25 protein-coding genes are annotated in these 22,297 nt (G+C 60.4%); all 25 read left to right on the top strand.

Annotation, left to right across the window (positions count from 1 at the left end):
• The first annotated feature begins 443 nt into the window (after positions 1-443).
• The 25 genes from AB8C10_RS06880 to AB8C10_RS06760 all read left to right on the top strand — a co-directional run bounded on the left by AB8C10_RS06880 (position 444) and on the right by AB8C10_RS06760 (position 22,295).
• Positions 444-746, top strand: coding sequence for a VRR-NUC domain-containing protein (locus tag AB8C10_RS06880; protein ID WP_368867285.1), 303 nt, complete (start codon positions 444-446; stop codon positions 744-746).
• Complete coding sequence (locus AB8C10_RS06875) at positions 743-1,417, top strand: DUF7341 domain-containing protein (RefSeq protein ID WP_368867284.1); 675 nt, start codon at positions 743-745, stop codon at positions 1,415-1,417. Before AB8C10_RS06880 ends, AB8C10_RS06875 begins: the two co-directional genes overlap by 4 nt.
• A 213-nt stretch (positions 1,418-1,630) precedes the next feature.
• Positions 1,631-1,954, top strand: coding sequence for an HNH endonuclease (locus tag AB8C10_RS06870; RefSeq protein WP_070676444.1), 324 nt, complete (start codon positions 1,631-1,633; stop codon positions 1,952-1,954).
• Between the two features lie 192 nt (positions 1,955-2,146).
• The gene (locus tag AB8C10_RS06865) at positions 2,147-2,458 is read left to right on the top strand and encodes a hypothetical protein (RefSeq protein ID WP_368867283.1); all 312 of its coding nucleotides are present in this window, start codon (positions 2,147-2,149) and stop codon (positions 2,456-2,458) included.
• Complete coding sequence (locus AB8C10_RS06860) at positions 2,421-3,869, top strand: hypothetical protein (RefSeq protein WP_368867282.1); 1,449 nt, start codon at positions 2,421-2,423, stop codon at positions 3,867-3,869. The genes AB8C10_RS06865 and AB8C10_RS06860 overlap by 38 nt, the downstream gene beginning before the upstream one ends.
• Positions 3,866-5,341 (top strand): phage portal protein, encoded by a 1,476-nt coding sequence (locus AB8C10_RS06855; protein WP_368867281.1) that lies wholly within the window; start codon positions 3,866-3,868, stop codon positions 5,339-5,341. The genes AB8C10_RS06860 and AB8C10_RS06855 overlap by 4 nt, the downstream gene beginning before the upstream one ends.
• A 26-nt stretch (positions 5,342-5,367) precedes the next feature.
• Positions 5,368-6,705 carry a VG15 protein gene (locus AB8C10_RS06850; protein ID WP_368867280.1) on the top strand — a complete coding sequence of 446 codons (1,338 nt, stop codon included), beginning with the start codon at positions 5,368-5,370 and terminating at the stop codon, positions 6,703-6,705.
• Positions 6,698-7,033: a hypothetical protein gene (locus AB8C10_RS06845; RefSeq protein WP_070593333.1), complete on the top strand. Its 336-nt coding sequence runs from the start codon at positions 6,698-6,700 to the stop codon at positions 7,031-7,033. The genes AB8C10_RS06850 and AB8C10_RS06845 overlap by 8 nt, the downstream gene beginning before the upstream one ends.
• 136 nt (positions 7,034-7,169) lie before the next feature.
• The gene (locus tag AB8C10_RS06840; protein WP_368867279.1) at positions 7,170-7,694 is read left to right on the top strand and encodes a hypothetical protein; all 525 of its coding nucleotides are present in this window, start codon (positions 7,170-7,172) and stop codon (positions 7,692-7,694) included.
• Positions 7,695-7,725: 31 nt separating this feature from the next.
• Positions 7,726-8,631, top strand: a complete 906-nt coding sequence (locus AB8C10_RS06835) for a phage major capsid protein (protein WP_303975796.1) — start codon at positions 7,726-7,728, stop codon at positions 8,629-8,631.
• 27 nt (positions 8,632-8,658) lie between these two features.
• Positions 8,659-9,105, top strand: a complete 447-nt coding sequence (locus AB8C10_RS06830) for a Gp19/Gp15/Gp42 family protein (RefSeq protein ID WP_368867278.1) — start codon at positions 8,659-8,661, stop codon at positions 9,103-9,105.
• Positions 9,106-9,403: 298 nt separating this feature from the next.
• Complete coding sequence (locus AB8C10_RS06825) at positions 9,404-9,652, top strand: hypothetical protein (RefSeq protein ID WP_070676428.1); 249 nt, start codon at positions 9,404-9,406, stop codon at positions 9,650-9,652.
• Positions 9,653-9,723: 71 nt separating this feature from the next.
• Positions 9,724-10,083, top strand: a complete 360-nt coding sequence (locus AB8C10_RS06820; RefSeq protein ID WP_368867277.1) for a hypothetical protein — start codon at positions 9,724-9,726, stop codon at positions 10,081-10,083.
• Positions 10,084-10,113: 30 nt separating this feature from the next.
• Positions 10,114-10,644 carry a hypothetical protein gene (locus tag AB8C10_RS06815; RefSeq protein WP_070676424.1) on the top strand — a complete coding sequence of 177 codons (531 nt, stop codon included), beginning with the start codon at positions 10,114-10,116 and terminating at the stop codon, positions 10,642-10,644.
• A 169-nt stretch (positions 10,645-10,813) separates the two neighbouring features.
• On the top strand, positions 10,814-11,137 hold the full coding sequence (locus AB8C10_RS06810) for a hypothetical protein (protein WP_368867276.1): 324 nt from the start codon (positions 10,814-10,816) through the stop codon (positions 11,135-11,137).
• Positions 11,138-11,172: 35 nt separating this feature from the next.
• A complete protein-coding gene (locus AB8C10_RS06805) occupies positions 11,173-11,547 on the top strand; it encodes a DUF5361 domain-containing protein (protein ID WP_297606711.1) in 375 nt (124 codons plus the stop codon).
• Positions 11,548-11,568: 21 nt separating this feature from the next.
• Positions 11,569-14,901, top strand: coding sequence for a tape measure protein (locus AB8C10_RS06800; protein ID WP_368867275.1), 3,333 nt, complete (start codon positions 11,569-11,571; stop codon positions 14,899-14,901).
• Positions 14,902-14,921: 20 nt separating this feature from the next.
• Entirely contained in the window at positions 14,922-15,776 is an 855-nt protein-coding gene (locus AB8C10_RS06795; RefSeq protein WP_368867274.1) for a hypothetical protein, read from the top strand.
• Positions 15,777-15,786: 10 nt separating this feature from the next.
• Positions 15,787-16,692, top strand: coding sequence for a hypothetical protein (locus AB8C10_RS06790; protein WP_368867273.1), 906 nt, complete (start codon positions 15,787-15,789; stop codon positions 16,690-16,692).
• 2 nt (positions 16,693-16,694) lie between these two features.
• Positions 16,695-17,801, top strand: a complete 1,107-nt coding sequence (locus tag AB8C10_RS06785; RefSeq protein WP_368867272.1) for a hypothetical protein — start codon at positions 16,695-16,697, stop codon at positions 17,799-17,801.
• A 20-nt stretch (positions 17,802-17,821) separates the two neighbouring features.
• Positions 17,822-19,072 (top strand): hypothetical protein, encoded by a 1,251-nt coding sequence (locus AB8C10_RS06780; RefSeq protein ID WP_368867271.1) that lies wholly within the window; start codon positions 17,822-17,824, stop codon positions 19,070-19,072.
• Positions 19,073-19,083: 11 nt separating this feature from the next.
• The gene (locus AB8C10_RS06775) at positions 19,084-19,281 is read left to right on the top strand and encodes a hypothetical protein (RefSeq protein WP_368867270.1); all 198 of its coding nucleotides are present in this window, start codon (positions 19,084-19,086) and stop codon (positions 19,279-19,281) included.
• Complete coding sequence (locus AB8C10_RS06770; protein WP_368867269.1) at positions 19,271-20,740, top strand: spherulation-specific family 4 protein; 1,470 nt, start codon at positions 19,271-19,273, stop codon at positions 20,738-20,740. Before AB8C10_RS06775 ends, AB8C10_RS06770 begins: the two co-directional genes overlap by 11 nt.
• Positions 20,741-20,747: 7 nt before the next feature.
• Positions 20,748-21,866 (top strand): hypothetical protein, encoded by a 1,119-nt coding sequence (locus AB8C10_RS06765; RefSeq protein ID WP_368867268.1) that lies wholly within the window; start codon positions 20,748-20,750, stop codon positions 21,864-21,866.
• A 54-nt stretch (positions 21,867-21,920) separates the two neighbouring features.
• Positions 21,921-22,295 (top strand): hypothetical protein, encoded by a 375-nt coding sequence (locus AB8C10_RS06760; protein ID WP_368867267.1) that lies wholly within the window; start codon positions 21,921-21,923, stop codon positions 22,293-22,295.
• Positions 22,296-22,297: the final 2 nt, after the last annotated feature.

Raw genomic sequence — 22,297 nt, 5'->3', positions numbered from 1 at the left:
TTCGGATATGCCGGGTCGGGACGGGACGGGAACGGGCAGGGCACCGCTCGCGGTAGCGAGCAGAGTGCCCCTGTAACTGAACCTTCCGCTGGGACTCAGGCGGCGAATTCCTCCCAATTACTCCGAATCGATTTGAATCATGAGGGTGACGGATTCGGATATGCCGGGTCGGGACGGGACGGGAACGGGCAGGGCACCGCTCGCGGTAGCGAGCAGAGTGCCCCCCTAACTGAACCTTCCGCTGGGACTCAGGCGGCGAATTCCTCCCAATTACTCCGAATCGATTTGAATCATGAGGGTGACGGATTCGAATCCGCCGGGTCGGGTCGGGACGGTAAAGCCGATAAGAACCTAACCACTTCAGAATCGAAACGTCCTCGTCATCGCCGAGCTCGACCCCGCCGAACTAGCAAGAGGTAGAAGTGAAAGCACAAGACTATTTGATGCTCAATGCACGAACCATGACTGAAGCTCAATTCCAATCAGCAATCATCACCCTGGCAACCCGCCTGGGATGGATGCACTACCACACCCATGACTCCCGCCGGTCGCCGGCTGGTTTTCCTGACCTGGTCCTCGTCCACCCCCTCAAGCGGCGAACCCTATTCAGGGAATTGAAGACCATGAAGGGGCGAGTCTCCGCAGCACAAGTCCAGTGGCTCGATGCGCTCGCTTCAGCTGGCCAGGACGCTGGAGTGTGGAGGCCTGACATGTGGACAGCAATCGTGAAGGAGCTGAGTCAATGACTGAGCAAGATGTCGCTGAGATGCGCCGCCGGGTGCGAGCCACCCTGAATGTCTTGGCCTTTGCCCACGTTCGAGCTGAGGACATGGGGGCATCAGCTGAGGCGCTCGAAGATGCTCCGTTGGAAATGGCGTTGCTAGATCAGCTTCGGCAGGCTGTGGTTGAACAGGGTACCGAGCACGGGAAAGGTCCTTCATCTGCCGGGTCGCGCTCGCCCTTGGATGTGGCGGCGTTGGATTTGTGGACTGCGGTGGGTCGTTCTGCTGCGGAGACTGCGACAGCTGTGGGGGTACCTGCGGGGAAATCTCCAGCTGACACTATGCGTGCCGTCATGCCTCATATCGCTCATGCTAGTCTTCCTGTTCTGATCTGGATTGGCGAGGAATGGAGCGAGTGGCAGTCAAAGATTCAGGAGTATCTGCAACCTACCCGCCGTACACCGATAGACCGCGTGTGCCCTGTCTGCCACCAGAAGCTCCGAATTTGTCGAGATGAATTCGGGGCGACGGTGCAGAAGCCATGCCTGGTAGCTGTCTGGGACATCGAGGGGGAGCAGGTTCAGCGCGTCGAGTGCTCTGCTTGCTCTGCGATTTGGCCGCGTGCTTTCCTCTGGAATCTGCTATCTGCCGATGAGGAGGAGGAGACGCTGGTTAGACTGTCCTCTGGTGTGTAACGGGGGTGGTTGCACAGGTGGGGATGATGACGCTAGACTATCCCGCTTACCACTGGTGTGTCCTCTGCCTAGCAGGGGGGTGGTAATGATGCGGGAGACATGTTCAGTCGTGTCGGATTCTTCCTCTGGTGGGGGAGGAGGGAAAGCAATAGCCTCCCCCACCAGGTACCAGCCCGCAAGCTACAAATGAATAGTGGAAGAAGGAGGAAGCGTATGGCGACTAGCCGCACCGGAACCGCCCGCTGGAAGAACCTCCGGAAGCAGGAACTCGCCGCAGCTTTTGAACGCGGCGACATGCGCTGTCCTATTTGTTTCGTTGCCTATGATTGGCACAGGTCGAAGCAACCGAATAGTCCCGAGCTTGACCACGTGACAGCTCACGCTGAAGGTGGCAAAGATGTTGTGGAGAATACCCGTGTCATCTGCCGCCAATGCAATCAGAGACTCGGCGGAAAGCTTGGAGGTAAACGCTCTCAAGCTCGCAAGACGATTAGAGTTGCTGAACCGATTCGACCGAAAACAACGCTGATCCTTTAGCCCCAACCACACACCCCAGCCGGTGACCTCTCACCGCTATAAGGGGGACATTATCAACCGGGGCAAGCCACCTGGAGCAAACAGGACCAGGGGGGTACCCCCTCCCCCGGGGGACGAGTTCGCGCCCTCCGGCGATAGCGATATATCCACAGCAAATTTCCACATAATACGGGTTCGACAAGGAGTGATACCTTGAGTAAAGGCAAGCCTAAGCAACTCGAACCTATCGATTTCGAGGGAGCCACCCAAGAGGAAGGCTCCCTTTCTCATGCCACCGCAACCGGCACGCGCCTCGACAGGCTCCGTGCCCTGCGCAGCAAACTCGCCGCGCACATCGACAACCCAAACACGCTGGCCCGTGACCTCGCAGCGCTCGCACGCCGATTCCAGGATCTCGATAAGGACATCGAGGAGCTGGAACAGCTAGAGCAGCAGTACGGGACCGAGATTGAAGGAGAGCACCATCATGAAGAAGATGCCCCCTTCGACCCGTCCACTCTCTGAGGTCGCCGCACAGCTCAAGATACCTACTGGAATTGTGGCGACCGGCTGGCCGTCCATTGCCCGGCAGCTCATGAAGATGAGCTACCCACTCGACCCCTGGCAGATTGATATTGGCAAGCTCATCTTCGCGAAGCGCAAGGACGGGTTCTACGCCGCAGGCGTGGGTGGCGCCGCACTGAGCCTGCCTCGACAGGTCGGCAAGACCCACATGATTGCTGGCTTTATCTTCGCCGCATGCATCGCTTCTCCGAATACGCTCGTCCTCTGGTCGGCGCACCGCGCTCGCACCCACAACGAAACCTTTCAGTCGATGCAGGGCATCGCGGCTCGCCCGGCGGTTGCCCCGTTCATCTCCCATGTCCGCCGCGGTGCCGGCCAGGAAGCCGTAGAGTTCGCGAATGGTTCACGAATTCTCTTCGGCGCTCGCGAATCTGGCTTTGGTCGCGGCTTCGCAAAAGTGGACGTCATTGTTCTCGATGAGGCGCAGATTCTCACCGAGAAAGCGCTTGACGACATGCTCCCTGCGACCAACGCCGCCCCGAACGGCTTGGTTCTGATGATGGGAACGCCACCGAAGCCGACCGACCCAAGTGAGGTGTTCACCCGTCACCGCGCCGAGTCGCTCGCTGGGGATAAGGACAAGCTTTATATCGAGTGCGCTGCCGACCCCGGAGCCCGAGCCGACGATAAGAAGCAGTGGGCTAAAGCCAACCCGTCCTTCCCGACCCGAGTCAGCGCCGTCGCAATCGAACGCATGCGCAAGAACCTCACTCCCGATTCATTCAGGCGTGAGGCACTCGGAATCTGGGACGAAGCCACAGCAACCCAGTCAGCCTTCACCCCTGAAGCTTGGCACGCCTGCGAGGGCGAAGCCCCCAAGGAGGGCCGCACCGTATTCGGTGTGCGATTCTCGCCCGACGGTATGGAAGTCGCGCTCGCTGTCGCTCGCCGCCCGGATACTGGCGGCCCAATCTTCATCGAGGGCCTGCGATCTGAACCTCTGTCCAATGGCACCGGCTGGCTCGTAGACTTCCTCGCCGCGCATGCCTCCCGCGCCGCCCAGATTGTCATCGACGGCAAGGCGGGTATCGGCTACCTTACGAACGCGCTCCGTGAAGCAGGCGTGAAATCCAAGACGCTCATCTGGCAGCCATCACTGGACCAGGTCATTGTTGCGCACGCAACGGTAGAGCAGGCAATCATCGGCAAGGACCTCGCTCACAGCAACCAGCCTGAACTAACCCAGCAGGTGCTCTCCTGTACCCGCCGAAAGATTGGCAACCGAGGAGGTTTCGGCTGGCAAGCTGCAGAAGGCGGTAGCGTCACGATGTTTGAAGCTGCCACGCTGGCTTACTGGGGCGCACGCGTAACCAAACGCAACCCCGCACGGAAACAAAGGATTAGCGTATGAGTGACTTCTTCCCTATCCCCGCCGATGGTGGGGATATTTTTACGCCCACCGAGTTGGCGCAGCTACGGCTCATGCGAGACCAGCTACAGGCCAAGCGCGCCAGGAACCGGGTACGACAGAACTATTACGACCAGCGTGTAGGACTCAAAGATCTGGGCATCTCGATTCCTCCGCAGCTGCGGAATATCGATTCAGTGCTCGGATGGCCTGCCAAGACCGTGGATGTACTTGCTGACCGTATCCGATTTGAGAAGTTCATCTCGACTCATGAGAGCAATACCGACCCGTTTGGCTTGAATGAGTTGGTGGCGCAGAACGATTTTCAGGAGGTGTTCGCCCAGGCGGCATCCTCCGCTCTGATTAATTCGTGCGCGTTCATCACGGTCACCCAAGGTGATACGGAGGCGGGCGAGCCGGAGGTCCTTTGGCTACCTCGTAGCGCTCACTGGGCTACCGGACTGTGGGACCAGCGCAAGCGCTCGCTCGCCGCAGGGTTGTCTGTGACCCGTACGGATACGGACGAGTTTGGGGACGTGACGGTACGTGAGGTGACCGTGTACCTGCCGGATAAGACGGTGGTGCTCGGGTTCCCTGCGGCTGGTGAGCGTGCTGAGGCTACCGCTGTTGTGCTGCCGAACCCAGTGGGGCGTCCTTTGATGGTTGCTCTGGTGGTGGGGGCTGACCTGCGCCGCCCGTTTGGGCGCTCGCGGATTACGCGGGCGGTCATGTCGCTCACGGATTCGGCGGTGCGTACGATTGTGCGTTCCGAGGTTGCGGCGGAGTTTTTCTCGACGCCGCAGCGCGCTATTTTGGGCGCAGACCCGGAGGCGCTGGAAGCGTCGAAGTGGGACGCAGTCATGTCGAAGATGCTCGCGATTAGCAGGGATGAGAACGGTGAGTTGCCGCAGATTCAGCAGTTCTCACAGATGTCGATGCAACCGCACACTGAGCAGTTGCGACAGTGGGCGGCGTTGCTGGCGGCGGAGTCGTCTATCCCGTTGGATGAGCTTGGTTTTCCCTCTGATAACCCTTCGAGTGATTCAGCAATTCAGTCGCAGCGCGACCCGTTGCGGCTGGCGGCGGAGCGCTGTATCAGGGGGTTCCAGTCTGCGTTGCGTCAGGTTGCTGTGCTGACGGTGGCTTTGCAGCATGGGTGGGAGACCGCCCAGGAGGCAACAACTGTACAGGCGCACTTCGCACCGACGGTGCATGTCTCGGATGCGGCTGCGGCGGATGCTGTGCTGAAGCAGGTGCAGGTCATGCCGTGGCTCGCGGAATCCGGCGTGGTGTTGGAGAAGCTCGGATACAGTGCAGCGACAGCGGAGCGGCTCATGAGTGATAAGCGGCGTGCCGAAGGCGTCCAGGCTCTTGGGTTCTATAAGCGGTACAAGGAACGCAAGGATGCTGAGAAGGCGCAGTGGCAGGAGAAGCTCGCGAAGCAACCGCTGGGTGAGTTTGAAGTAACAGAATAACGGAATGATAGCGAGGTACCCCCGGTATGGAAATGCAGGATATTAGGTACCTCGCCGAAGGCTTGAACGGTATCGTGGCGGAGGCTACAGATCTGTTTGAGGCACGCATCAGGGAGCTTGTTGAGCAGGGTGCACCGTGGGAGCTGGTGCGTGAAGAAGCACGCCGCATGTTCATCTCACTGGTGGACGGATACCGTGTGCAGGCTGAAGCTTCGGGGGAGGAATGGTACCGGTATCTGCGGGAGCTCGCTGTGGGGGAGGCCGCAGGGTTGCCTTCTGTTGAGGTGCCGCTGGTGGAGCGCAGGAAGTTGAGCTCTGCTGTCTGGTGGGCTTCGCAGTGGCTAGAAGAGCCGAACGTGGATGTGGAGCGTGCACTGGCGGTGCTATCCGAGCGACTCGACCAGTTCATCAAACATGCCGGGCGTGAGAAGGTCACGCAGCTTGCGGTGGCAGATCCGGCGGCGAAGCGTTTCGGGCGTGTGCCGGTGGGCTCCACCTGCACCTGGTGCGAGATGCTCGCTTCGCGCGGGTTCGTCTACACTAGCCCTAAAAGCGCCGGTATGTTTATGCGGTTCCATTACAAGTGCGATTGCCAGGTGGTGCCCGGGTTTGAGGGCAAGAACCCGGTGGAGGGTTACGATCCTGGCGTGTATAAGGCTCGGTATGATGCGGCTGTTGAAGCGTTGCGTGCGGAGTCGAAGCCTGGAACACGCTTTGTTGATCGGGACGTGGCATTGCAGATGGGGGCGATGTTTCCCGAGGTGTACGGCCGTAAATCGGCGGCTCTGGCATGGGAGGGTGAGACTATCCCTCTTGGAGATGGTGTTGCTGCACGTGTGGCGGCAAAGCATACCAAGCAGGATGCTCAAGCGTTGCAGCGCTGGGCAGAAGGTAAACAGCCAGATGGGACACCATATTATGTGCGTCTGCAGAAGGCGATTCTGGGTGAGATTCCCTGGACTCGTGAGCTGAAAAAGCTTCGTCACGACTTGGATAGCGCGATTGACCGGTCTGTGGTCTTAGAGTCGTTTACGGTATCGCGATGGGCACCATTAGAGACTTTCGGTGTGGGCAAGATTGAGGAAATATACTCGCTTCGAGGCTCATTCATAGAGCACAGACCGTATATCGCTGCTGCTGATAAACCTAGTGGGGTAAAAACTAGTAGTGGACGAGTTCAGATGCACGTGTACGTTCCTGCGGGGTCTGGGCTCGCGCCGGTCTGGACACACACAGAGAAATATCGGGGCCAGCGAGAAATTCTGTTGTTACGAGGTGGTATGCTAGACATAATAGACGTCATGAGTATGCCTGACGGTTCCCCGCTGGTTTTTGCATATTATCAGGAGGTTCCCCATGAGTAGCGAGATCGCAGAAGAAGCTTACGATTATCGTGAAGACCCTGAGTATTGGCGTGCCCCGTTCGATTTTACGAAGCCCATATCTGATGCAAATACTCCGGAGGGGTGGATGCGTGCTGAGCTGAAAGGGCGTTTTTTCAACGCTCCGGTGGCACGCCCCGGTGCCGAATATGAGTGGGGTTTAGCAGAGATTAAGCGTAGGAACGAAGCTAAGGAATTCCCCTTCAAATATAGCGAAGTAACCAGGTTGTATCGTGAGAAGGTAGCTAATGGTGAGTTGCCGGATGTTTATGCTGGCACTCCATACGATTTGGCGCTTCTGCCTTTCTAACATAGTTTCCCTTTCCGCCCGGGGTTTTGGGCGGCATAACCGAATATAGAACATATTTTTTACAACACCACCCGTGTAGACGAGTTTTCGTCTGCACCGGGTGGTGTTGGTGCTTAACGAAGCAAGGAGCAACCCTATGAGTGAGAACACCACAGTCGAGACGGCAGAAGCCTCCGAGCAGCCGCAGGTAACCCCCGCGGATGTCGCGGCGGCGCAGCACGAGCACATGGAGGAACCCGCGTTTCGCACCATCACCTCGCAGCGCCAGCTTGACACCATTATCGCCGAGCGACTCAAGCGTGAACGTGCAAAGTTTGCCGACTACGCCGACCTGCGCGAGAAGGCAGCCACCGTGGACGAGCTGACCACTCGTGCCGAGCAGGCAGAAGGGCGTCTAGCCGAGCTCGAGCACGCGGAGAAGGTGCGCGGATGGCGTGAAGCCGCCGCCGCCGAGTACGGTGTTCCCGCTTCCGCCCTGCGCGGGGAGACGCAGAAGGAGCTAACCGAACACGCGGCGCTCTTGTCTGAGCTGCTCCACGGCGGTGCTACCGGTGGTGCGGCGGGTAACCGCACCGTCATCAAGACCGAGGGTGAAGGTGCGGGGCTTGCGCTCAATGGCGACCCGCTACTGGACAAGCTCAAGGGCGTCCTCGGCATCTAGCTAATCCTCTTCTAGGAAAGGAAAAACCGTTATGGCTATTACCGCCGCAACTAAGACCAGCAACCTCGCCGGGTTTATCCGCCCCGAGATTGCGCAGGCATACTTCGCAGAGGTTCAGAAGGCCTCTGTGGTGCAGTCTCTGGCACGTCAGGTGCCTCTCTCTGTCTCTGGTGAGGCTATCCCCGTCCTGACTGAGAAGCCCACCGCCTCCTGGGTGGAAGAAGGCGCTAAGAAGCCCACCACCCAGGCGGGGCTGACCATGAAGACCATGACCCCGAAGAAGATTGCCGCCATCGCGGTGGTCTCCGCCGAGGTCGTCCGTGCGAACCCCGGTAACTACATGGAAGTCCTTCGTCAGGAGATCGCTGAGTCGTTTGCTCGCGCGTTCGACGATGCCGTTATTCACGGCACCTCGAACCCGTTCGGTGTTGGTACTAACCTCGCCTCCACCAGCAAGACTGTGAAGCTCGGTACTTCTCCCGCGAACAAGGGCGGTATCTTTGCCGACCTGAACTCGGGTCTGGATCTGCTGGTGAAGGACAAGAAGAAGCTCAACGGCTTCGTGTTCGATGACGTTGCTGAGCCGCTGTTTAATGCCTCGGTGGATGCTAACGGTCGCCCGCTGTTCGTGCCTGAGCCGACCGTGGCAACCGCTGCTGTGCGTTCCGGTACCGTGCTGGGTCGTCCTGCTTCGTTCGCTGATACCGTGGCGAACGGTACCACTGCCGGTTCGGTGGTCGGTATCGGTGGTGACTTCTCGAAGGCGCTGTGGGGCACTGTGGGTGGCATCAACTTCGATGTGTCCACCGAGTCCACCGTGACTATCGGTAACCAGCTGGTCTCTCTGTGGGAGAACAACCTGGTCGCGATTCGCGCCGAGGCAGAGTTCGGTTGGCTCATCGAGTCCAACGCCCACTTCGTGAAGTACACCCTCTAACCTGGGCTGGGAGGTGCGTGACCTGTGATGATGGATGATTTTCCCGAGGTCACCGTGGAGGCGTTGCGGGCGCGTTGGCCGGATATGCCGCCGGGCTCCGAAGAGCATGCTCGTGTCCTTCTTGAGGATGCGGGCGTACTCATCCGTGCGGCAGCGCCCGGCTGGTTCAACCTGCCGGCAGAGGCTATCACGATTGTGGCGTGCCGGATGGTCAAGCGCGCCATGGCAGCAGGGGCATTTGTGGAGGGTGCGTCATCTTTGACGCAGACGGCGGGGCCTTTTAACCAACAGGTTAGCTTCGCAAACCCGAACGGGGATTTGTACCTATCCCGAGCTGAGAAGAAGCTGCTCGGTATCGGGTCGCAACGCGCCACCACCATTGACCTATTCCCTGCCCCCGGTTGCGGGATGGGAGGTGAAGTGCATGGGGTGGCTCAAACCCCGGTTCACGGTCTCACACTCGGCCTGGACTGAAGAAACACCTGATAGTTGGGGTTCCCCTACACGAGGCTGGAGTGCTGCAGTGCAGGTTGAGGTGTTTGGGTGGGCTCCACCGGGCGCGGATTCTGAGATTCGGGATACCGCGACCGGGGTTCGCCGTGACCTTGACCTGTACGCTCCAACCGGGTTCACCCGCCCCCGCGACCGGGTAACCGTGGACGGGGTGCTGTACGAGTGCGTCGGCTGGCCAGAAGACTACACGCACGGCCCTTTCGGATTCGAGGCGGGGTACCGTATCAATCTCAAACGAGTGGAAGGATGACAGACGAGTATGGGCAAGACGAAGGTGAAGCTGACGTTGGCGGGGTTCTATGGGCTGCGCACCAGCCCGGAGATGCTTGCCGCCCTGAACACGGAGGCGGCGAAGGTTCAGGCTCGCGCCGGAGCCGGGTTCGCGTCCTCCGCGAAAGCTGGCGCGAAAACAGCGGTGGCGCGTGTCTACCCGACCGGTGCCGCTGGTGTCCGGGCGGAAGCTAAGCACGGTGCCCTGTCCAAGGCCGTGGGCGGGTGGAACCGATGACACCGCAGGTTGGTTCTGGCAGGTTGTATGCTCCGGATGTGTTCGCAGCGCTCCGCAAGGAGGCAAAAAGCTTGTGGAGTTCCCCGGTGTATGTAGCGGAGCCGCCAAACCCGCGCCCGGACGGTGTGTTCGCGGTGTTCACCCCTTCGGGTGGTGCCGAGGGGTCCCCGGCGCATGGGCAACGAGCATTTATTGCCGATGTGTGGGGTTCCACCGCGCAGGATGCGTACAACGCTGCGGAGACGTTGCGGGGTGCGCTGCGCACCATCGTGAACCAGGAAATCCTCGTAAGTAATGGACAGAGCGTGCTGGTCTACGGTGTGGAGCCTGTGGGGGGTGTGGTATGGATGCCAGACCCTGACGATAAGATCCCGCGATTCCGGATGAACTTCACGGTGACGTACCGGAACGCACAGACAGACCTGTTATAGCCCCTGTTGTGGGGCAGGAAGGAGCATATTATGGCGCTTGTTGCTGATAATGTGCGTGTCGCTGTTACCGGCGGCGTTTACGTTGGTGCCATCGGCACCGCAACCCCGGCTAACGCGACCGCCCCGGTGGACGCGAAGCTGAAGGACCTCGGCTACATTAGCGAGGACGGGGTAACTCAGAGCATCGACTCTGACACCAGTGAGATTAAGGCTTGGCAGAACGGCGACGTGGTGCGTGTCATCCAGACCTCGCACAAGGTCACTTTCCAGTTCACGCTCATTGAGACGAACGAGGAAGTACTCAAGCTGTTCTACGCGGACACCACTGCGAACGGCTCGCTGGTGCGAATGACCGGCGCACAGTCCCCGCACCAGACGTTCGTGCTGGACGTCCTGGACGGCAAGAAGGTTCTGCGCATCGTCATCCCCGACGGTCAGGTAACCGAGCGTGGCGAGGTGACCTACAAGAACGGCGAGGCTGTCGGCTACCAGGTGACCGTCACCGCGTACCCTGACTCGCAGGGTGTGAAGGCGTACAAGCACCTGGGCACCAAGCTCTAAGAGGCTGGTTTAGGTTTGCGGCACGCCCCCTTCTTCTGGTTGTGGCATTGTGGTTGGCTCCCTTTTAGGGTTTCTGGAGCCACAGCCTGCGCACACCATGGGGGGCGTGCCGCGCTCGCTTCCCCTACGAAACCCTACCCGATACTTTTGATTTGGAAGGAAACCCCTCATGTCGGAGAAGAACTACGCGTTTACCCGCACCAGCGATAAGAAGGCTGCAGGTGGCGCGCCGGTCGTGAAGGTGAAGCTGCGCGGCAAGACCTGGCAGGTAGACCCCGCAGCGCTGGATGATGCGGAGCTGATGGAGCAGCTGCTCGCGATTGACGAAGGCAACCCCAAAGGCATGTTCTCCGCGGTGGAGTCATTGCTCGGTGCCGAGGCAAAGCAGGACGTGTTCGACACGCTACGCGACCCTGAGACGGGGCGTGTACCCATGACCTTGTTCACCGGGTTCTTTACCGACATGATGAACGCTTTGAACCCAAACTCCTAAAGCTCGCGGCTCTCCTGCGGGAAAACCGCGAGCTTGTGGAGATTGACCTCATCCGCTACTACCATGCCCCGTACGCCGCCCTTGCCGCGGAGTATGGGGCACAGTTGGTGGCGGCGATGGTCGTGAACCTGCCGCCAGATTCGGCGACCATGCGGCATTACGCGCAAGGTTGGGGGCTGGAAGCCCAGCTGCTGGCCGGGGTGTTTGACCGGCTGGTGGAGGCGAACTGGCAGCGCAGTGCAGACGGGCAGAAAGGCAGAAACAAGCCGAAGCCTCTGCCTCGCCCCGGTGTGCAGGGCGCTGGTGTGCGTGTCGGTTCGGGCAGTATGAGCCTGGACGAAGCGAAATACTGGCTGGCGCAGCGGCGAGCCGGTGGTGGCGCAGTGGTGGGACAAGAAACAATCAAATAACCGGATAGAGGAAGTGATGATATGGCTGGCGGGTATGAGCTTGCGAAGGCGTACGTGAGTGTGCTCGCCTCGACCAAGGGCGCGGGCGCACAGATTGTATCTGAGATTGGTGAGGCTGGCGACCGTGCAGGTTCGCAGGCAGGCACTAAAGCGTCCTCAGCGTTCGGGCGTATCTTCTCATCTTCCGTTGCCCCGCTGGTGGCGAAGGCTATCGGCGGCATCAGCATTGGCTCGGTTTTTGGTACCGCGTTTGCGAAGGGTTTTAACCGCCTGAAGGCTATTGATGTGGCGCAGGCGAAGCTCCGAGGCTTGGGCAATGACGCTGACGCGGTGTCCGTGATTATGCAGAACGCGTCCGCGTCTGTGAAGGGAACGGCTTTCGGCCTGGACGCAGCGGCAACCGCCGCAGCTGGCGCGGTGGCGGCTGGTATCCAGCCGGGCGAACAGCTTGAAGCTGTGCTCAAGTCCGTCTCGAATTCGGCTGCGGCATCAGGCTCCAGCATGGAGGAAATGGGCGGAATCTACGCTAAGGTCGCGAGTGTCGGCAAGGCACAGAATGACGTCCTCGCACAGGTCGCAGACCGAGGAATCCCGATCTACCAGGCATTGGGTAAACAGCTTGGCGTGACGGCAGAAGAAGTTTTCAAGATGGCCTCTGACGGCAAGATCAACTTCGAGCAGTTCGAGAAGGCGATGACCGCCGCCGCCGGTAACGTCGCATTTGAGATGGGCAACACGCTACCTGGCGCGTTCGCCAACGCACAGGCCGCGCTCGGTCGCTTCGGTGCAAACATCCTTACCGGCATATATCCCGCGCTCACCAAATTCTTCCTGGCATTCCAGCAGTGGATGAAGCCGGTCGAAGCATTCGGTAAGGTTATCGGCGCACAGATTGGGGCGGGTATCACCAAGGCTGGAGAAGCCATTAGCGCCTTTGCTGCGGGCTTCAAGTCCACCATGGGCGATGGTAAGAGCTTCACGGTCACCTTCGAGATTATCCGTGAAGAGATTGCCCGGTTTGCCTCCGCGTTCCAGACCCAAGGCACGGGCATTGTCGGTGTAGCCCAGAAGGTAGGGGCATTCCTTGGGACCGTCTTACCTCCTCTGCTGCATTCCTTCGTCTCGGTTGCACTGAATATTATCCGAGTGGTGGGCTCCCTGGCGGTTGCGTTCAAATCCGTACTCCCTAACTTCAGTGGAGCAGGGGACGGCGCAAACATAGCAACAAGTGCATTCGATATCCTCGAATCTTCTATCCGTCTACTCTCAACTGGCCTCTTCCAGCTCTCCCAGTTCATCGAAAACCATCAGCAGGGAGTCGGCAGGCTCGTCCTCGCACTCGGGACCGCCGTCACCGCATACAAAGGTGTGACAACCGCAATCGGGCTGGGAAAGAGCACCATCGAATCCTACAACACCGCTATGGGCGCCATTTCGTCGGCCAAAGACACCGTCATGGGCGTAGCCGAAGGATTCAAAATGCTAACCAGCGGAGCAGGCTCCGCCCGAGAAATCGCAGAACTCGGAAGGAACTACCAGCTGGGTGCAACCGCCGCCTCCGTCTACGAGGTCGCAGTCCGCGCAGCAGCTACAGCACAAACCGCCTTCAACACCGCCGCCGCAAACATCGCAGGCAACCTCTCCAAAGCATTTGGTCTGATGAAGGCTAATCCCTTTACCTCTCTGGTCGGTGCTATCGGCATCGTAGCAGGTGCGCTCGCCTACTTCTTTACTCAGACGGAGACTGGGCGCGCCGCGTGGGAATCGTTGATGCAGGCTATCCAGCCCGCACTGAACACAATCCTGCCACTCATTGGCCAGCTGGGCGAGAAGCTCATCCAGTCACTGCAACCGGCACTTCAGCTCATCATCCCCGCCCTGCAGCGGTTCGCAGTCATGGCAACCCAGCTATTCACTGAGGTTGTCCAGGCTGTCCAGCCAGTCATTGACAGGCTTATCCCGCTCATCGGTCAGGCAATCGCGGCGCTCATGGCGTCCCTGGGACAGATTGGCCAGCATCTTGCACCGCTGCTCCCGATGATTGTCCAGTTCGGCACCCAGATCATGCAGGCGCTCGCTCCGGTGGGAGAACAGCTGATGAATCAGCTTGTCCCTGCGCTCGCTCAGCTGGGAGCTGCGGTCATGGCGATGCTCCCGCAGATTATGGAGATTTTCCGTCAGCTGGGGGAGATGTTGCTTCAGCTCGTGCCGGTGTTTGGTCAGATTGTGGCGGTAGTCGTGGATTTGGGTACTCAGGTGCTCGCTGCGCTGCTGCCTGCAATTCAGAGCCTTCTGCCAGTGCTTGCGGCAATCGTGGGGGCGGTGGCAGGTGTTGTCGTTGTCCTCGTGACCTCGCTGATTCCTGTCTTCGCCTCCGTGGTGCAGGCAATCGTCCCTCTCATCACGACGCTGATTGACATTCTGGTGCCTGCAATTCAGGCGGTCCTGAATGTGGTCACGACCGTGGTGCAGGCAATCGTCCCGATTGTCCAGGGCGCCCTCAATATCGTCGTCGGCATCATCAAGACGGTGACCGCAATCATTAAGGGCGACTGGAGCGCTGCGTGGGAGGGCATCAAGCAGATTGTCGCTGGTGTCTGGGAAGTCATCAAGGGCATTGTCGTTGGTGCAATCAACATCGTTAGCTCCATCATCACGAACGCTGTGAACCTGATTCGTAGCATCTGGGATGCCGCCTGGAACGGTATCGGACGAATCGTCTCAACCATCTGGGAAGGCATTAAGAACGGCGTGGCTGCAGGCATCAACACCGTGGTCGGATTCTTCCGCTCGATGGGCTCAGATATCATCGGCGTGGTGCGGGGCATCCCTGGTCAAATGATCTCTATCGGCCGCGACATCGTGGGAGGTATCGCATCTGGTATCCGCAACGCCGCCGGCGCGGTGATGGATGCCGCCCGCAGTGTCGTCAACGCTCTGCCTGATTTCGTGAAGTCTGCTCTAGGAATTCACTCGCCGTCTCGTGTCATGCGTGACCAGGTGGGCGTGTGGATTCCTGCGGGCATCGCCGCCGGTATCGACAAGACATCCGACATGGCTGTGGACGCGGTGCGGTCGATGACGGACGCTGCTGTTGAGGCAGCACAGGATGGGATGGGTTCTCTCTCGATGGCGCTCACCCCGGGCGCTATCAGTGGCGGGTTCAACATCGGTGGAGTTGCCGCTGGTGTGGGTCGCGCTTCGGCACGCGCTGCTGTGGCGACCCCTGCTGTTGGTAGGGCGTTGCATGTGCATGTGAATGCTGGTGAGGAGATGGCTCCCGAGCGGTTCGGTCGGCGTGTTGGTGAGGCCATGTCGCACCAGCTGAGCGGTTTGGAAGGAGCGTTGCTTTGATAGGTAAGGATGGGCTCCGCGTGGAGCTGACCGGGGCGCACGGCACCCTGGTACTCACAACCTTTGAAGAGCCGGCAGGAGACTTGGAAGTGTGGGTAACCGACCTGGCGGGCTGGGTCGGCGGCGTTGGGGTTGAGTCTGATGATGCGCAGCGCAAGCTCGGGCACGGCATGGTTCACGCCCCGGCGCGCCGTACCGGGCGCACGCTCACGCTCAAAGGTAGCGCTGTGTCGAACACGGGCGTGCAGGTGCGCGAGCTTGCCGACCGGTTCGTTTCATCCCTGCTGTGGGATGGGCGACTCGGCACGCTCCGGGTCGCCACGGACACGCTCGACCTAACGGGAGAGGTCCGGTTGGATGGGGACGTGAAGGTAGAGTTCCTTGGGGATTCCGCCTTTCTATTTGAGGTGCCCCTGTTTGCACCCGAGCCGTGGCTGTACGCGCCACCGCGCACCTATCAGCTTTACCCAGCCGGCGCGGGGGTTGGTTTGCGATTCCCGCTGTTCGTGCCTGAGCAACCCACACGCGGTGTGCTCTCGTTTGGCTCGCAGGCTCCGATGACGACTTCGATTGTAAACGAGGGCAACGTGGATGCCTACCCGATCTACACAGTGCGTGGGGATTGGTCTAGCGGGTTCCGCATCACTGCGGAGAACCGGATTATCGAGTACCCGTACGCGGTATTGGCAACCGCGCCAGTCACAATCGATTGCGCCCGAGGCAGGTTGCTGATTGGTGGCGTGGACAGGACGAGTGAGCTGGTGTCGCGCGAGTGGCATAAAATCCCGCCGCGTGCCGGGTTCGTGCCGGTTGTGCAGGCGCTCGCGCCGGCAACCGGTTGGGTCGATGTAACCGCACGCTCAACATACATTTAGGAGAGAACATATGAGTGTTGGTTTTGGAATGGCGCCGGACGCGCAGGGGAACGGAACCACCCCTGACGACTTGCAGGCAGTGCTCGCGGCGCAGTACCCCGAGCCGGGCATTATCTCCGGCTGCACGGTGGGCACCCGCTCCAGCATGGAATACGTCATCGCCCCGGGCGCAGTCGTGGTACATATCGCGCCGAGCCGTGCGGTGCTGGTGCCGGTGGTCGGGCAGACCATCACCACGCGTCCAGCGCCGGCGACCGGCGCTCGCACCGACTACATTTATGTGGAGCAGCAGACCCAGCCCGTGAACGGATCCATCAGCGCGCGAGTCGCGGTCGGCACCCAGGTGCCAGACAACGCGGTGGTAATCTCCAAACGCGAGATCAAAGCGGGCATGACTGGCACGAACGCTGCACCCGAGACCGCCAACGTGACATTCGCCCGACCTATCGGCGGCACCCTCGGTGTGCTTTTCTCGCACAAGACCGAGACGGATACGGTACACGACAAGACGGACGGCGTGATTACGCGCGGCAAGGGCATGTTCTTCCTGCCCACCGACCGTACCCTCGATATTCGACTCACCTCGTCCATCTCAAGCGTCGCCGCCAACGTTGCGAAGGGGACACTCTCCACCTCCGCAGCTTCCAGTTCCCCGTCCGACCGGGGCAGCGTGAACTACGACATTTATATTGACAATAAGTTGGTGCTGCGCCGCGAGCGAGTCTTCACCAATGTGTGGGACACCGTCGATTATTCGGATGTGGTGGTGCTGCCGAAGGGCTCGCACACGATTCACTACACCGTGAGCCTGCGTGTGTGGGGTTGGGAGAAGTGGACCACCCGCTATGAGGGCTTCGGAGCGAAGTACCCCTCGGATGTTCTGCGGGTTATCGATATGGGCGTGGCGAAGGAGTAGCTGTGGGATTCAGGCTGTATTGGCTGGATACGGTGACCGGTGCGGTCGGTTCCCCCATCCAGGACGTGACCGCATGCTCCTGGGCGATAAGCCTGAACAAGGTCGAGGAACTTACTTTCACGATTCCGAAGCGGAGCTTGGCAGAGCACCAACGCACAACCTATGAACCGCTCACAGGCGGCGTGCTTCTCACCCACACCGGGCAGGACGGCACCGAGTACCCGCTCATTGCCGGACCCATCATCGATTGGGGCACAGAGACCGGCACGAACCTGGAACTCAAGTGCGCGGGTGTGCGTGAGCTGTTCGAGCGACGCACCATCTGGGACACCCTCACCTATAAGAACATGAGCCTAGGCGAGATTGCCTGGGCTCTTGCTGTTCACGGTATGAACCGCCCCGGCGGCGGACTACCGGTGGTGCACGGCGTGCAGGGTGGGCTCGGGGCACAGACCCGAGAGCGCACCTATGAGCGATGGAACGTCGCGAACAACCTCATCGGCAAACGCTGGAGCGAGCTGTCCGCGGTTATCAACGGCCCCGACATCATGCTGCGCCCCCGCTGGAAGAGTGAGGCGCACACTCATATTGAGTGGGTGTTCATGCACGGGGTTGAGGAATACCCATTCATCGCGCAGAAGTTCACGCCGGACTTCGACACAACCGCGCTCGCCGCAGCCGACATTGAGGTGAAGGTGACCTCCACGGGCAAGGACATCACGCACCGCATCTGGTGCACCGGTGCAGGAGAAGGCGAAGGAACCGCCATCGCCTGGGCGGAGAACCTCTCGCAGGTGTGGCGCGACCACGCTCCGTTTGTCGAGGGCATCATTACCGATGCAGATCAGGCCGACACGTTCGTGCTGAAGCAGAAAGCTGAGGGTGCTTTGGCTGCGCGGGCAAAGATGATTGACCAGGTCACCATTGAGATGGGCACCGACAGACTCGGCGCACCGCTCGGGTCGTGGTTTGTGGGCGATACCGCCACCGTAACCCTGGCAGGTTGGCTGTCGGTGCCGGATGGGACGCGGCAGATGCGCATTATCAAGATGACCGGTACCCTCGCCGGGTCGGTGACGCTGGATTTTCAAGAAGCATCCTGGCAATAAAAAAGACAGGGAGGTAACCGGTGGTTGATTATATTGACCAGCGCCCTACGCCCGCGCAGGCGGTGGACACGCTACGTGCGCAGCTCATTAGGGCGCGCACGCCCGCATCTACGCCGCACGGTATTAAGATCGCGCGCCAGAACGAAGCGACCCTGTACCTGGATTCCACCGGTTCGGCGCGCCGCTGGGACGGAGACACGCTCGCGAACTTCGATGAGCGTCTGTCCGAGGCAGGCAAGGTCGTAGTGCAGGCACGACAAACCCTTCAGAAGGCCGAGCTTGGGCTGGTCGAGGCGGAGTCCCGCATCCAGGCGGTGGAGCAGCAGACCAGCAAAGACGCCATCACCAAAAAGGCGGTGGCGGGACTTAAGGGTTTGTCGGAGCCGTGGATTGGGCGGGACATGATTGTGCCCGGCACGATTGATGTGCGGCGTTTGAACGTGACGCAGGAGTTGGCTGCGCAAGTGGTGCGCGCGATGAATGCGGAGACGAAGAACCTGGTGGTGACCGAGGACGCGATTCTGAACAGAGCCACGATTATCGAGGGGCTGGTAACTTCGAAGGTCGCGGCGAAACTCGTAACGAGCGGCCTGCTTCAGACGACGGATGCGGAGCGGCGCGGCCTGAAAATCAACTCGTCCGGCATCACCGCATACAACCACTTGGGTGAACAGACTGTAAAGATTGACGCCAATGGTGTGGAGAATGAGTTCCGCGGCACCTTCCACACCTCCGACAAGTCCAAGCCTGGCCTATCGATTTACACCACCCCCGGTCGCGGCCCAGCGGGGAGCATAGACTCGGTCATCGAGATGCGCACCGGCGCGAGCAATGCCACCACCCCCTCGGGTGTGGTCCGCATGAACCCGCAGGGCGCGCTCACCCTCGGTGTGCAGCCCTCGGGTACGAACCCCGCCGATGTGAAGGGACTCGTGGTGCTCCCTGACGGAGATGTGACCGTGCAGGGGCGCATGATTATGAACCAGGGCATGTACCTGCGCACCCTCATCGAGCAGTCCGAGACGACCATCTTCATCGCGGTTGGGCCGCTGGAGATCCCGCGCCACTCTGCAGTGCGGAGGCGCATCACATTCCGTGAGCAGGTGCAGCTCCCTGTGGTGGTCACGCAAGCCGGCAACTCGATCTGGCCGATTGTGTCGAACGTCTACTCAAGTTCCAGAAGCCACGTTGAGGTGATTGTGCACAACGTGACGAATGAGCTCATCCGGGATGCGTGGGTGGATGTCGTCGTCCTGCCCATCAAACGATAAGGAGAAACGAAGTGACTTTGGAGCAGTGGCAGGCTAAAGCCTTGTACCTTCAGCAAGAGAACGAGAAGCTGCGGCGCGAGCTGCTGGATGAGCGGATTCTTGCCGGTGTCATCCGCCTAGAATCCCCTGAGACCACCCCGGCACCTGATTCGGAGCCGGTGGTGGGTGAGGTTATCGACCCGGGCGAGCTGGTGGGCGATGGGCTCTAAAATCGAGGTGAACTTCGGCAAGACCGGGTACCCGCCCGGCACCACCGGAGCCGTCGCGTTCATCCCCGCACACCCCGGCATCGAGTCCGGTACCGCCGAGACGGCCGGGTGGCTCGGGGTAGGGCAGCAACTCTATGAGGCTGCCACCGAGACGGGCATGGTCGAGCTGGCTGTGCCAGAATCTGGTGCAGTGTCCTATGACGTGGTCGCTTACCTCAAAGACGGGGATGGCGTGATGCTGGAGGGGCAGCCCGTGCAGCGTCTCACCATCCAAGCCGGAGACGGTACCGTGACGCTGCAGGACGCACCACTGCTCGTCCAGGCGGGGGAGACTGTCACGACGCAGACCTATGCACGCCCCTCCTGGGCGTCCAGTCCGGTAGAAGTACCCGCTCCCGCGCCGGTACCGCGCCCGGATAAACCCGGTAGTGAGGATGAAGAGCATGTTGCCCCGGTTGCGCCTACGGTGCGTCCCATCCTGGACATGTCCGAGGTACGCGACTATGTAGACAAGCAGCAACGCATTTTGGACGCGAAGCGCTCCTACCGGGCACGGATGCGCTCGATTGTGCCGCCCACCTATTTTTACCCCGACTACTGGAAGCCGGTCGCGGAGCAGAACTGGCACACAATGGCGCAAGCATCCGAAGTCTGCCCGTTCCTCATCATCAACCCGGCGTCTGGCCCTGGAGAAGGCCCCGGCTCCCCGCAACACAAGGATTTCACGAATCAGCTCAAGCTCAACAGGGGTGAATACGGGCAGAAAATCTACGGCTACATTCGGACGGGTGCATCGATTGGGCAGCCACGCGACCTAGAGACCCTGTTCGATGAGGTGCGCAAGTACATCGACTGGTACGACGTGGACGGCATCTTCTGGGACGAAGCGTATAACGGCTGGGGCGACCAGGCAGGCAAAGAGGAATTCCACCACCGCATCGCCGACCGTTTCAATGCCCTGTACCCGTGGATGCCCACAATCGTGAACCCCGGCGCGAACACCACCGCCGGAATGGTCGGCACTGGCTGGCACATGATGACCTTCGAACAAGAAGCCTCCCTGTATCTGACTGATAAGTACCTGGTGCAGGAGCACTATAAGGGGCAGCCGAGGCAGATGTTCTGGCATTGCATCCACGACATCACGGGGTTTGAGCAGGCGGTGCAAGTGCTGCGCCTGGCGGACACCCTGAACGTGGGCATCCTTTATCTGACAGACGACACGATTTGGGAGATCAAGGACGGAGTACGTTCCAGGACGGCGAACCCGTACGATCGTTTGCCTGCCGCGTGGCTGTGGAGGTTGCAGATTGCATGGGCGAAGGGCGAGCTGGATGATTACCTCACCCAGGTTGATATTCTGCGGCAGAACCTTGCCGTGCTCCAGTCTGTAGGTGCTCCGGCGGAGACGCTAACTGTTGCAAGGTTGAAAATTCAAGCGATGACAGGAGGAAACTAGCATGGGTGTGAGTGACAACCTGGCAGAGTCCGGGTTCGTGCCTGCTTATGGGCTGGTGAAGGCGAAGTTCGTTACGCACCAGCACGCGGCGGGTAATGAAGCGGATGGTGTGCCGGTGCAGGGACGTGTGGTGTTTACCCCGACTACTCGGGTTGCGGATGCTGAGACGAAACGAGTTTTTGTTCCTGCGCCGGTGACCGGGTGGCTGCGTGACGGGGTGCTCTGGGACGCACCGCGCGGCGGGAACCAGGGAGTGCGCCTGATGGCTCCGAGCCCGGGGGCGGTGCCTTCTGAATGGGGGTACCGTGTGGAGACGCAGCTACGGGATGTCGCGGGATGTGCCGCGCAGCTGCCGTACCCGAGCATTTATGTTCGCGCGGGTGTGACGCTAGATTTGGCGACGGTTGCCCCCGCCGGTGCGGAGAGTACGATTCCTGCGCCGGTACCGGTGAAGGGTGACCCTGGCGAGCCTGGCCCCAAGGGTGAGCGTGGTGAGGCTGGAGAGCGAGGCCCCAAGGGCGACCCTGGCGAGCCTGGCCCCAAGGGTGACCGTGGGGACCGTGGCGAGCGTGGAGAGCCCGGACCCAAGGGCGACCCTGGTGAACGTGGCGAGCGTGGCGAGCAGGGTCCTAAGGGTGACCCTGGCGGACTGGACGCGGAAGCCGCCGCACTTGTGCAACGCCTCGCCTCCGGGGCAGCCCCGCGCGATACTGGCTGGCGCCGCGAAGAGTCCCCAGCCCTTGCCGCCGGAGCTCTCTTCTACCGTCGCGTCGGAGACTGGTGCATCATCGCCGCCCGCGGCGGCCCATGGGACACTATCACTGTCCACGACCGCCCCGACATCACAGATTTGAATTACCAAGACAGGGGCGAAAAGATACGTCTCAGCAACAACGTTCCACCCGGGTGGCAATCCAACAATCCTGTACTAGCCCCCGTGGTCACAGACACGGGAGAACCCCGAGGTATCATTCTCCTCCACTCAAGGGGCGACGGTAACCGGATTACCTGGCGCCGCGGGACCCTTGACCTTTCCCCACAAAACCGCAGCAACCTGCGGTGTGGCCTGCTCATCTACCCAGCCTACGATACGTTCCCGACCGTGCTGCCGGGCACCCCAGCCTAAACGTGGCGCGGGAACACCCAAAAAATTATTCACTTAGAAAGGACGGAACCAGACATGGCTACCATCGCACAAGAACTCGCTGCCTCCCAGGACGCCGACCTGCTCAAGCGCGCCACCCAGGCCGCCCAGCGCCAGCGTATCCCCAACGCACAGTACTCCGTCGAGGCAAACATTGGGCTACTCGTCTCCCTGCCCGCCGGGGCAGGCTCCACCCAGACCATCGCAGACGAACACGCCTACGCCGTCACTGAGCACGCCAAGGCAGTGGCAGCACTAAATGAGGCGCAGGCCGAACTGGACGCCAAGCGTGCCGCGCTCGCTTCTCCTGGTGCGGACCCGGCTCGTGTGACGGATGAGTACATCATGCACGCCATCGGAGTTCTCTTCAAGGCGCCCAACGCCGAAGAAGCCCCCGCCATGAGCGAATAGGA

The sequence above is a fragment of the Rothia mucilaginosa genome (assembly GCF_964210535.1).
GTDB classification, from domain to species: Bacteria; Actinomycetota; Actinomycetes; order Actinomycetales; family Micrococcaceae; genus Rothia; species Rothia mucilaginosa_F.
Note: the sequence above shows the minus strand (reverse complement) of the source record. Positions and strands in the feature narration are given on the sequence as shown.

Coding starts and splice junctions, on each gene's coding strand:
- AB8C10_RS06870 (WP_070676444.1), top strand. CDS start 1,631: ATGGCGACTAGCCGCACCGGAACCGCCCGCTGGAAGAACCTCCGGAAG.
- AB8C10_RS06830 (WP_368867278.1), top strand. CDS start 8,659: ATGATGGATGATTTTCCCGAGGTCACCGTGGAGGCGTTGCGGGCGCGT.
- AB8C10_RS06815 (WP_070676424.1), top strand. CDS start 10,114: ATGGCGCTTGTTGCTGATAATGTGCGTGTCGCTGTTACCGGCGGCGTT.
- AB8C10_RS06860 (WP_368867282.1), top strand. CDS start 2,421: ATGAAGAAGATGCCCCCTTCGACCCGTCCACTCTCTGAGGTCGCCGCA.
- AB8C10_RS06880 (WP_368867285.1), top strand. CDS start 444: ATGCTCAATGCACGAACCATGACTGAAGCTCAATTCCAATCAGCAATC.
- AB8C10_RS06850 (WP_368867280.1), top strand. CDS start 5,368: ATGGAAATGCAGGATATTAGGTACCTCGCCGAAGGCTTGAACGGTATC.
- AB8C10_RS06790 (WP_368867273.1), top strand. CDS start 15,787: ATGAGTGTTGGTTTTGGAATGGCGCCGGACGCGCAGGGGAACGGAACC.
- AB8C10_RS06855 (WP_368867281.1), top strand. CDS start 3,866: ATGAGTGACTTCTTCCCTATCCCCGCCGATGGTGGGGATATTTTTACG.
- AB8C10_RS06760 (WP_368867267.1), top strand. CDS start 21,921: ATGGCTACCATCGCACAAGAACTCGCTGCCTCCCAGGACGCCGACCTG.
- AB8C10_RS06875 (WP_368867284.1), top strand. CDS start 743: ATGACTGAGCAAGATGTCGCTGAGATGCGCCGCCGGGTGCGAGCCACC.
- AB8C10_RS06845 (WP_070593333.1), top strand. CDS start 6,698: ATGAGTAGCGAGATCGCAGAAGAAGCTTACGATTATCGTGAAGACCCT.
- AB8C10_RS06835 (WP_303975796.1), top strand. CDS start 7,726: ATGGCTATTACCGCCGCAACTAAGACCAGCAACCTCGCCGGGTTTATC.
- AB8C10_RS06825 (WP_070676428.1), top strand. CDS start 9,404: ATGGGCAAGACGAAGGTGAAGCTGACGTTGGCGGGGTTCTATGGGCTG.
- AB8C10_RS06840 (WP_368867279.1), top strand. CDS start 7,170: ATGAGTGAGAACACCACAGTCGAGACGGCAGAAGCCTCCGAGCAGCCG.
- AB8C10_RS06800 (WP_368867275.1), top strand. CDS start 11,569: ATGGCTGGCGGGTATGAGCTTGCGAAGGCGTACGTGAGTGTGCTCGCC.
- AB8C10_RS06770 (WP_368867269.1), top strand. CDS start 19,271: ATGGGCTCTAAAATCGAGGTGAACTTCGGCAAGACCGGGTACCCGCCC.
- AB8C10_RS06810 (WP_368867276.1), top strand. CDS start 10,814: ATGTCGGAGAAGAACTACGCGTTTACCCGCACCAGCGATAAGAAGGCT.